This is a genomic window from Achromobacter sp. (genome assembly GCF_036567245.1).
Taxonomy (GTDB): Bacteria; Pseudomonadota; Gammaproteobacteria; order Burkholderiales; family Burkholderiaceae_B; genus Achromobacter.
In genome coordinates, this window is the sequence record NZ_DATCUY010000324.1 from 1 (window position 1) to 10,837 (window position 10,837).

The 10,837-nt window shown below is 67.1% G+C and carries 9 protein-coding genes; 1 reads left to right on the top strand and 8 read right to left on the bottom strand.

The features are described from left to right. The 8 genes from VIR09_RS14165 to VIR09_RS14200 all read right to left on the bottom strand — a co-directional run. On the bottom strand, positions 1 to 501 hold a 501-nt coding region (locus VIR09_RS14165; RefSeq protein WP_332013438.1), incomplete at its 3' end, for an amidase family protein. 32 nt (positions 502 to 533) lie between these two features. Then, a complete protein-coding gene (locus VIR09_RS14170) occupies positions 534 to 2,225 on the bottom strand; it encodes an ABC transporter ATP-binding protein (RefSeq protein WP_332013439.1) in 1,692 nt (563 codons plus the stop codon). Positions 2,226 to 2,230: 5 nt separating this feature from the next. After that, positions 2,231 to 3,136 carry an ABC transporter permease gene (locus tag VIR09_RS14175; RefSeq protein ID WP_332013440.1) on the bottom strand — a complete coding sequence of 302 codons (906 nt, stop codon included), beginning with the start codon at positions 3,134 to 3,136 and terminating at the stop codon, positions 2,231 to 2,233. A 4-nt stretch (positions 3,137 to 3,140) separates the two neighbouring features. Continuing rightward, positions 3,141 to 4,082 (bottom strand): ABC transporter permease, encoded by a 942-nt coding sequence (locus VIR09_RS14180; RefSeq protein WP_332013441.1) that lies wholly within the window; start codon positions 4,080 to 4,082, stop codon positions 3,141 to 3,143. Between the two features lie 26 nt (positions 4,083 to 4,108). Next, entirely contained in the window at positions 4,109 to 5,674 is a 1,566-nt protein-coding gene (locus tag VIR09_RS14185) for an ABC transporter substrate-binding protein (protein WP_332013442.1), read from the bottom strand. An 82-nt stretch (positions 5,675 to 5,756) separates the two neighbouring features. Continuing rightward, on the bottom strand, positions 5,757 to 7,265 hold the full coding sequence (locus tag VIR09_RS14190; protein ID WP_332013443.1) for a M81 family metallopeptidase: 1,509 nt from the start codon (positions 7,263 to 7,265) through the stop codon (positions 5,757 to 5,759). 235 nt (positions 7,266 to 7,500) lie between these two features. Beyond that, positions 7,501 to 8,994 carry a CoA-acylating methylmalonate-semialdehyde dehydrogenase gene (locus VIR09_RS14195; RefSeq protein WP_332013444.1) on the bottom strand — a complete coding sequence of 498 codons (1,494 nt, stop codon included), beginning with the start codon at positions 8,992 to 8,994 and terminating at the stop codon, positions 7,501 to 7,503. A gap of 94 nt (positions 8,995 to 9,088) precedes the next feature. After that, positions 9,089 to 10,414 carry an aspartate aminotransferase family protein gene (locus VIR09_RS14200; RefSeq protein ID WP_332013445.1) on the bottom strand — a complete coding sequence of 442 codons (1,326 nt, stop codon included), beginning with the start codon at positions 10,412 to 10,414 and terminating at the stop codon, positions 9,089 to 9,091. A gap of 162 nt (positions 10,415 to 10,576) precedes the next feature. Here VIR09_RS14200 and VIR09_RS14205 point away from each other — a divergent pair. Then, positions 10,577 to 10,837: winged helix-turn-helix domain-containing protein (locus VIR09_RS14205; protein ID WP_332013446.1), on the top strand; the 261-nt coding region annotated here is incomplete at its 3' end.

Here is a 10,837-nt window from a genome sequence, read left to right on the forward strand (position 1 = left end):
TGCCGCGGCGCCCGCGCCGGCGCTGGATCCGCCCGGGTTCTTGGACAGGTCCCAGGGATTGCGGGTCAGTTCATGGAAGCTGGACAGTCCCGAGGACAGCATGCCGAAGTCGGGCATGGTGGTCTTGCCCAGCAGCACGGCGCCGGCCTCGCGCATGCGGGCGGCTGGCGGCGCATCGGCGGCGGCAGGCTTCAATTCGGTGGCCGCCGTGCCTAGAGGCACCGGCACGCCGCGCGTGGCGATGTTTTCCTTGATGGTGGCCGGCACGCCGTCCAGCGTGTGGCCGCCGGTTGCCAGCGGCTCGCCCTTCATCCAGCGGGCTTCGGAGGCGCGGGCCTGCGCCAGCGCGCCGTCCGCATCCAGGGCGTAGGTGGCCTTGAGCTGCGGCTCCCAGCGCGCGATGTGATCCAGCACCGAGCGGGTGACCTCGACGGGCGAGAGCGTCTTGTTGCGGTAGGCCTGGAGCATCTCCACGGCGGACAGTTCATGCGGTTGCGGCATTTCGGTTCCAGTGTGTGTACAGGCTGCGAGCCTCAGGGCGCGGCGGCGTGGCCCAGGCCGGCCGCGACCGGCCGGAAGTTGCGGAAGTCCCAGTCGCGCCCCGGGGCGGCATCGATCAGGGCCCGCGTGTATTCGTGGCGCGGTTCAGTCAGCACGGTTTCAGCGGAGCCGGTCTCGACGACCTTGCCCCGCTGCATCACCATGATGGTGTCGCAGATCTGCGCGGCCACGCGCAGGTCGTGGGTGATGAACAGCACGCCCACTCCGGTGCGCTGGCGCACCTGTTCCAGCAACTCCAGCACCTGCGCCTGCACCGATACGTCCAGAGCGGAAACGGCCTCGTCGGCCACCAGGACCTCGGGATCCATGACCAGGGCGCGCGCGATGCAGATGCGCTGGCGCTGGCCGCCGGAAAACTGGTGCGGGTAGCGGTTCATGGCGTCCGGGCTAAGGCCCACGACGCTCAGCGTTTCGCCGGCGCGCTTCAATGCCTGCTCGCGTGCCACGCCGAAGTTCAGCAGGCCCTCGATGATGGATTCGCCGACCTTGCGGCGCGGATTCAGCGAACGGTACGGGTCCTGGAACACGATCTGGATGCGGCGGCGCACGGGGCGCAGCGCCGCGCCGGACAGGGTGCTGAGGTCTTCGCCGCCCATCATCATGTGGCCGGCGGTGGGCTCGATCAGGCGCACGATGCAGCGCGCCACGGTCGACTTGCCCGAGCCGGATTCGCCCACGATGCCCAGGATCTCGCCCTTGCGCAGCGTCAGGTTGACGTCGGTGGCCGCGATCACGCTGCGCGCGGTCTGGCGCGAGAAGAGCGAACTCTTGGTGCCGTAGGTGCGGCCCAGCCCCTTGACGTGCAGCACCGGCATGCCGGCCGGCGCCTCGCGGCGCGAGGGCACCAGGCTGGGCACCGAGGACACCAGGCGGCGGGTGTAGGACTGTTTGGGCTCGGCCAGGATCTCGTTGCGCGTGCCGCTTTCGATCAGGTCGCCGCGGTTCATCACCACGATGCGGTCGGAGATCTCGGCCACCACGCCGAAGTCATGCGTGATGAACAGCACGGCGGTCTGGTGCTTGACCTGCAGTTCCTTGATGAGGGCCAGGATCTGCTTCTGCGTGGTGACATCCAGCGCCGTGGTCGGCTCGTCGGCGATCAGCAGCTTGGGTTCCAGGATCAGCGCCATGGCGATGACGATGCGTTGCCGCTGGCCGCCCGACAGCTGATGCGGATAGGCTTCGAAGATGCGTTCGACGTCAGGCAGATGCACGGAGCGGAACATGTCCAGCACCTTGGCGCGGCGTTCCGCGCCCGACATCTGCTTGCGGTGCAGGCGCAGCACTTCGTCGACCTGCTTGCCCACGGTGTGCACCGGATTCAGCGCGGTCATGGGTTCCTGGAACACCATGGCCATGCGCGTGGCGCGCATCTCGCGCAGGCGGCGCTGCGTGGCGCTGACCACGTCCTCGCCTTCGACGCGGATGGAACCCGCGCTGACGCCCAGCACGCCGGGCGGCAGCAGGCCCATCACGGCAAGCGACGTCACGGACTTGCCCGAGCCGGATTCGCCGACCACGCATACGGTTTCGCCGGCGTGCACGTCCAGGCTGAGGTTGCGCACGACGCGGTTGCCGGCGCCGGCGACTTCCACCGAGAGGTTGCGGATCGCCAGGATGGCGGACGAGGTATCGCCTGCGGGAGGAATGGGAGAGTAGGTCATCGGCATCAGATCCTGCGCACCATTTTCGGGTCCAGCGCGTCGCGCAAGGCGTCGCCCAGGATGTTGACGCTGAGCACGGTCAGCGACAGGAACAGGCCGGGGAACAGGATCAGGCCAGGCAGCATGCGGAAGTACATGCGTCCTTCGGACATGATGTTGCCCCAGGAGGCGATCTCGGGCGGGATGCCCGCGCCCAGGAAGCTCAGGATGGCTTCGGTGAGCATGGCGGAGGCGAAGACGTAGGTGCCCTGCACCGTCAACGGCGCGATCGTGCTGGGCACCATGTGGCGCCACAGCAGCAGCGGCAACGGCGTGCCCAGGGCCAGCGCCGCCTCGACATAGGGCTCGCCGCGCACGGTCAGGATCTGGCCGCGCACCAGCCGCACCACCCGCGGGATTTCGGGGATGGTGATGGCCACCAGCACCGTGGTGATGCTGGCGCCCGTGACCGACACCAGGGCGATCGCCAGCAGGATGCCGGGGATGGCCATGATGGCGTCCATGGTGCGCATGATCAGCCCGTCCAGCGAACGGAACCAGCCCGCGATCACGCCGATGACCAGGCCGATGGCGACGCTGACGACCGCCGCGCCCAGGCCTGCGATCAGCGAGATGCGGGCGCCGTAGGCCACGCGCGACCAGACATCGCGGCCGAAGGCGTCGGTGCCCAGCAGGTAGTCGGAGAAGGGCGGCTTGAGGCGTGCGCCGGGGTCGAGCAGGGTGGGGTCGACGGTACCCAGCAACGGCGCGAACAGCGCGACGGCGACGATGGTCACCAGCACCACCAGCGCCAGCATCACGGGCCAGCTTTTGAGCCCCTGGCGGATCTGCCGCCAGGCGGTGGCCTGGGGCGTGCCGCCGCCGGGGAGATCGGCGGCCGCTTGCGCGGCGGCATCGGTTGGCGTTTGCATGGCGTTAGTACCTGATCCGCGGGTCGAACACCGTGTAGGCGCAATCGACAACCAGATTGATGAACACGTAGACGAACGCGAAGAAGAGCGTCAGGCCCTGGATGACGGGGTAGTCGCGCGCCAGCACGGCTTCCACCACCAGCCGGCCCAGGCCGGGGATGTTGAACACCGATTCGGTCACGACCACGCCGCTGATCAGCAGCGCGATGCCCAGGCCCACCACCGTGGCGATGGGCACGGCGGCGTTGCGCAGGGCATGGCCCAGCAGCACGCCGGTTTCGCCCAGGCCCTTGGATCGCGCCGTGCGGATGAAGTCCTCGCCCATGACCTCGATGACGCTGGTGCGCGTGATGCGCGCGATCAGCGCCACGTAGACCGTGGACAGGGCGAGTGACGGCAGGATGAGGCGGTGCAGGTAAGGCCAGAAGCCTTTTTCCAGCGGCGTGTAGCCCTGCACGTTGAACCAGCCCAGCTTGATGGCGAAGAGCCAGATCAGCAGGTATCCCGTGACGAACACCGGCACCGAGAAGCCCAGCACCGAGAAGCCCATCACGGCGCGGTCCAGCAGCCTGCCTTGCCGCCACGCGGCCAGCACGCCCAGCGGGATGGCGACGATCAGGGTGAACACCAGGGTCAGCACCGCCAGGCTGAGCGATGGTTCAAGGCGTTGGCCGATCAGCTTGGTGACCGGCACGCCCGACATGAGCGAGGTGCCCAGGTCGCCTTGCAGGAGCTTGCCGCCCCAGATGAAGAATTGCTTGATGACCGGCTGGTCCAGGCCCATCGTCTGGCGTATCTGCACGATACGTTCGGGCGTGGCGCCATCGCCCGCCATGATGATGGCCGGATCTCCCGGGCTGAAACGCAATATCGCGAAGACCACCACCGCGACCATCACCAGAACGGGGATGGTCGCGAGGAGCCGGCGTGAGACAAATGCCAGCATGTATTTCCCCCTGAACTACTTGCCCGTCAAGGGGCTTTCTTGACGTTCCAGAACGCGAACACCGGCGCATGGACCAGGCCCGACAGCTTGGTCGAGTAGACGGTGGGCACGGACATCTGGCCCAGCGGCACGTACAGGCCTTCGTCGATGCCGATGCGCTGCACTTCCTCGGCGATCTTCTTCTGTTCCGCGGGGTCGGAGGTCAGCGCCATCTTGGTGCGCAGTTCCTCGATCTGCGGGAAGTCGGGCCAGCCGAACCAGGCGTTGTCGCCGTTGGCGGCAGCCGGAGCGGAGCGGACCGGGTCCATCACGTCGGTGGCGTACCAGTTGGTGTTGTGGATGTTCCAGCCGCCTTCCGCCGGCGCGGCCTTCGAGGCGCGGCGCGTGGCCACGCTCTGCCAGTCCATCGCGGCCAGGTTGACGTTGAAGCCGGCCTTGCGCAGCGCCTGGGCCATTACCACCGGCTGGGCCGACAGGGTGCCGACGTCGGTTGCGTGCATGACCAGGATGGGCGTGTTGTCGTAGCCGGCTTCCTTCAGCAGCGCCTTGGCCTTTTCGATGTTGGACGGCACCACCATGTCCTTGCCGATGTCGCTTTCCAGCGGCGTGCCGCAGCCCCACAGCGAGGCGCAGGTCTTCCAGTACTTGGGATTGCCGACCAGCGCCTTCATCACGTCTTCCTGGCCGATGGCGTACATCGCGGCCTGGCGCACCTTCTTGTTGTTGAAGGGCGGGTACTTGAAGTTGAAGCGGTACATCGTGAAGTAGCCGACCGGGCTGAGCGACTCTTCCTTCAGGTCCTTGTTGCCTTCGATCATCGGCAGCAGGTCGTAGGGGAACTGTTCGACGAAGTCGATTTCGCCGCCCAGCAGCGCGTTGGCGGTGGTCAGCGCGTCGGGCATGACGTCCCACTCGACCTTGTCGACGTTGACGACCTTGCCGCCGGCCAGGCCGCTGGCGGGTTCCTTGCGCGGCACGTAGTCGGCGTTCTTGGCGTAGACGGTCTTCACGCCCGGCTTGAATTCGATGATCTTGAAAGGGCCCGAACCGGTCATGTCGGTGATGGGCTGGCCGATGGCCTGTTCGGCGATGCGCTTGGGCATCATGAACGGCGCGGTGCCGGTGGGCTTGGACAGGGCGCGCAGCGCCAGGTCCGTGGGTTCCTTCATGACGATGCGGAAGTTCTTGTCGTCGATGACTTCGATCTTGTCGGTGAACTTCAGCAGGGTGCGGCCCATGCCGTCGCCGGCGGCCCAGCGCTTGATCGACGCGACGCAGTCTTCGGAGGTCACCGGCTTGCCGTCATGCCACTTCTGGCCGTCGCGCAAGGTCATGGTGTAGGTCTTGCCGTCGGGCGAGACTTCCCACTTTTCCAGCATCTGCGGCTGGATCTTGTTGTCGGCGTCGGTGGCCAGCAGGGTGTCGTAAATCATGTAGCCGTGCCACGTCGTGATGTACGCGGTGGTGGCATGCGGGTCGGTCAGGCGCAAAGGCGAGTGCATCACCGACTTGATGACGGTCTCGGCGTAGGCGCCATGAGCCATCATCAGGGTGGCGCCGGCCAGCGCGGCCGCTCGGACGTACTTCAGCATGAATGTTCCCCTTGATGCGTAGTGAGCGGCGCCATCGCGCCGCTGCGTCGTTGATCCGCCGCGCTGGGGCGGCGTGCGAGCTTCAGGCGGTAGCGGGCCTGCCCGAAAAGACAGGTCCGCAAGGCGCCATTCTGATGCCGGGACGCAACCGTGTCCATGGTTGTTTTGCCGCATCCATCAGCATGGAACCGGGGGCCGCGCACACCAGGATCGTCTGGGCGATGTCGGTGAAATCCGCGCGGAAGTGCGCGGAACTCTTGACCACCAGGATCGCGGCGCGCCGCGGCTCCACGCCGGCGAAGCGGAACATCTCCTGGTCGGCCATCTGCACCTTGTTCGATGCGACGATGATGCGCACGCCGCCTATGCGCAGGCAGGCGCTGGGGCCGAGATCCATATGGAAGCCGCGATAGAACGCGCCATGCGTATCGAAGCGTCCATCCGAAGTTTTCTCGACGATGAAATCGCTGTCCAGCGGTTCATCGTCGGGAATACCCGAGTGTCCACCCAATGCAATCCGTACCTTGTTTCCGGCGCCGGCGCGATGCGCCGCCAGCGCGGCCGCGGGGTCGACGATCAGGCCGATGGCAGTATCGCGCGCATCGTGCCTGATCAGGGCGCGCAATACGCCGGTGGTGTCGGAACTGCCGCCCGCGCCCGGATTGTCCTGCGCGTCGGCGATGACCACGGGTTTATGCGCGTCGCGCGCCAGGCGCATCGCTTCCTGCACGGCTTCGTCCGGCGTGTAGAGCTTGCCGCCGAAGTCGCGTTCCGCGTTGAGCACGGCGCTGGTCATCTCGTCGGCCGCGGCGTCGGCTTCGGCTTGCGTGGCGCCATAGGCCCATACCGTGGGCGCGCATTCGGGGAAGTCGGCCGCGGGAAAGCCCGTGGCGAACGACAGGCTGTGAGCGCCGCGCGCCTCGATGTCGCCCACCCGCTGGTACAGGCTGCGCGAGGGTTCGATATCGGTGGACTGCCAGCACAGCGAAATCAGGTAAGGCAGCGCACGCAAGGCCACGCAGGGGCGGGGCATGCCGGCCAGCCGCGCGGACAGCAGTTCGGCGGCGCGTTGCCCGGTTTCGGCCATGTCGATGTGCGGATAGGTGCGGTAGCAGACCAGCGCGTCCGCGTGGCGCACCATGGCGCGGGTCACGTTGGCGTGCAGGTCCAGGCTGGCCACGACGGGCACGTCCGGGCCCACCAGCTCGCGCACGCGCTTGAGCAATTCGCCTTCACCATCGTCCAGGTGTTCCGTGACCATGGCGCCGTGCAGGTCCAGATAGACGCCGTCCAGCGGCAGCGCCAGCGACAGGCCTTGCAGGATCATCGCGCTGATGCGTTCGAACGCGTCCTTGGTGACCGGCCCCGAGGGGCTGGCCGCGGCCCAGGTGGTGGGCAGCAGCGTGTGCCGTCCCATGGCTTCGATGAAGCCGGCCACCGGTATGTTGGCGCCCGCCACCGCCTGGAACATCGCCGGCCCGCTGACCAGCTTGGGCCAGCCGCCGCCCTTCTCGGCAAAGTCTTCCCACGCCGCGCGCGAAGGCGCGAACGTATTGGTTTCATGCTGAAAGCCGCCTATCCCGATGCGCATCAGGATCCCCTTGTTGTTTTGATGTGAGGAAAGGCGCGGGCCAAGCCGCGCCCAAGTCAGTTCTAAAGTGGCGCCACCGCACCACCAGCCACGCATAAAACAGGAACAACGAAAACAGGCACAACGCCGCAATCAGGCAAAACGTCCCCCAAGCGGGGTCGCGCGGATCCGGCTCCGCCGGTCCGCAGCGACGCCCCCCTGGGGGGGAAGCGCGCAGCGCTTCGGGGGGGGACCCTCACTCAGCCACTGGCATCGTGAATTCCGCGCCCTTGGCGATGCTGTCCGGCCAGCGCTGCATCACGCTCTTGTAGCGCGAATAGAAGCGGATGCCTTCTTCGCCGTAGGCGTGGTGGTCGCCGAACAGCGAACGCTTCCAGCCGCCGAAGGAGTGCCAGGCCATGGGCACGGGAATGGGCACGTTGATGCCGACCATGCCGACCTTGATCTGGCGGGCGAAGGCGCGCGCCACGCCGCCGTCGGACGTGAAGCAGGCCACGCCGTTGCCGAACTCATGGGCGTTGATCAGTGCCACTGCCGAGGCGAAGTCCGGCACGCGCACCACGCACAGCACCGGTCCGAAGATTTCTTCGCGGTAGATGTTCATGGCGGGCTTGACGTTGTCGAACAGCGTGCCGCCGAGGAAGAAGCCCTTTTCGTTGCCCGGCACTTGCAGGCCGCGGCCGTCGACCACCAGGTCGGCGCCGGAAGCGATGCCGTCCTCGATGTAGCCCAGGACCTTGTTGCGGTGCTGGGCGGTCACCAGCGGGCCCATTTCGGCGTCCGACTGCATGCCGTCCTTGACCACCAGCGCCTTCACGCGCGGCGTCAGGCGTTCGACCACCTGGTCGGCCACGTCGCCCACCGCCACGGCCACCGAGATCGCCATGCAGCGTTCGCCGGCCGAGCCGTAGGCTGCGCCCATCAAGGCGTCGGTAACCTGGTCCAGGTTGGCGTCGGGCATGATCACCATGTGGTTCTTGGCGCCGCCCAGCGCCTGTACGCGCTTGCCGCGGCGGGTGCCTTCGGCGTAGATGTACTCGGCGATCGGCGTCGAGCCGACGAAGGACAGGGCCTCCACGTCCGGATGCGCGATCAGCGCGTCCACTGCCTGCTTGTCGCCATGCACGACGTTGAACACGCCTTCGGGCAGGCCGGCCTCGGCCAGCAGTTCAGCGAGGCGCAGCGAGGCCGACGGATCGCGCTCGGAAGGCTTGAGCACGAAGGTGTTGCCGCAGGCGATGGCGACCGGGAACATCCAGCACGGCACCATCATGGGGAAGTTGAATGGCGTGATGCCGGCCACCACGCCCAGGGCCTGGCGCATGCTCCAGTTGTCGATGCCGCCGCCGATCTGGTCGGAGTACTGGCCCTTCATCAGCTGAGGAATGCCGCAGGCGAACTCGACGATTTCGATGCCGCGCGTGACCTCGCCCTTGGCGTCGGAGAACACCTTGCCGTGCTCGCGCGTGATCAGCTCGGCCAGTTCGTCCTGGTGCTTGTCCAGCAGCGCCTTGAAGTTGAACAGGATGCGCGCGCGCTTGAGCGCGGGCGTTTCGGACCAGGCCGGAAAGGCGGCGCGGGCGGCGGCCACGGCCAGCGCCACTTCTTCGTTGGACGCCAGGGGAATGGAGGAGACGACTTCGCCGGTGGCGGGGTTGAAGCCGTCGGCGTAGCGGTTGCTGCGGCCGTCGTAGTGCTGGCCGTTGATGAAATGCGGGATCTTCTTCATGGGTCGAACGCTCGAATCCGGGGCTTTGAAAAATGCCGGAGGGCGGCCTGGGGCCGCCCTGGCGAAAAGCCGCCCCTCGCGGGGCGGCGCATTATCAGGCGAGTTCCTTCAGTATCTTGCCGATCTGTTCGAAGATCTGGCTGATCTGGGCTTCTTCGATGATCAGCGGGGGCGAGATCGCGATGATGTCGCCCGTGTAGCGCACCATCAGGCCGTTGTCGAAGCACTTCTGGAAGACTTCGGCGGCGCGCGCGCCGGGAGCGCCCGCGCGCGGCGCCAGCTCAATGCCGCAGACCAGGCCCAGGTTGCGCACGTCGATGACGTGCGGCGCGCCCTTCAGGCTGTGGGCGGCCTCCTGGAAGGCGCCGGACAGCTTGCGGGCGCGGCCGAACAGGTCTTCGCGGCGGTAGATGTCCAGCGTGGCCAGGATGGCAGCGGCCGCGAGGGGGTGCGCCGAATAGGTGTAGCCGTGGAAGAACTCGATGCCGCCGGCGGGGCCGTTGACGATGGCGTCGTGCACCTCGCGCTTGACCGCGACGGCGCCGGCCGGCACGGCGGCGTTGCTCACGCCCTTGGCCATGGCGATGATGTCCGGCGTGACGCCGAAGAATTCGGATGCCGTGGCGGCGCCCAGGCGGCCATAGGCGGTGATGACTTCGTCGAAGATCAGCAGGATGCCGTGCTTGGACGTGATTTCGCGCAGCTTCTCCAGATAGCCCTTGGGCGGAATCAGCACGCCGGTCGAGCCCGCCATGGGTTCGACGATGACCGCCGCGATGGTGGAGGGATCGTGCAGGGCGACGATGCGCTCGAGTTCATCGGCCAGGTGCGCGCCCCAGGCCGGCTGGCCCTTGGAATAGGCGTTCTGCTCGATATTGTGGGTGTGCGGCAAGTGGTCCACGGCGGGCAGCAGCGCGCCGGAGAAGGTCTTGCGGTTGGTCGAGATCCCGCCGACCGAAATGCCGCCGAAGCCCACGCCGTGGTAGCCGCGTTCGCGGCCGATCAGGCGGGTGCGCTGGCCTTCGCCGCGGGCGCGGTGATAGGCCAGGGCGATCTTCAGGCAGGTGTCGACGGATTCCGACCCCGAGTTCGTGAAGAAGACCCGGTCCAGGCCTTGGGGCATCATGCCGGCGACGGCGGTGGCGGCTTCGAAGGCCAGCGGGTGGCCCAGCTGGAAGCCCGGCGCGTAGTCCATCACGCCCGCCTGGCGGGAGATCGCGGCGACGATTTCCTCGCGGCCATGGCCGGCGTTGACGCACCACAGGCCGGCGGTGCCGTCCAGGATCTGGCGGCCGTCGGTCGAGGTGTAGTACATGCCCTTGGCGGTCGCCAGCATGCGCGGGTGGGCCTTGAACTGCTTATTGGCAGTGAACGGCATCCAGAGGTGGGACAGGTCGGGCAATTCGGCGGGGGCGTTCATGGCGGCTCCAGGGGACGGACAAGCGCTGGACTTGGGCGACGGAGTGTGCAGCCAGCGGGATTGAAACGATTCTGGTGCGTCTGAAGGGGATTGAAAATATACGATCCGCGCAAATGCGGCTAACTGTATAGTTATTGGCGACACAACTGTACAGTTATCTCCGTGATCGATTTTCAGCCGAACCGTGCCCGTGGCCGCGGACTGGCGCCGACTCTGGTCGAGCAGCTGGTCGCCGCCATCCTGCGCGCCATCGACGAACAGACCCTGCGTCCGGGTATGTCCCTACCCTCGGTGCGCGAGTTCGCGCGCCAGTACGCCATCAGCACCTTTACAGTGGCCAGCGCCTACAGCCGCCTGGTATCGCTGGGCTGGCTGGCGGCCCGGCCGGGCGCGGGCTATCGGGTCGCGACGCCGGACGCGCCG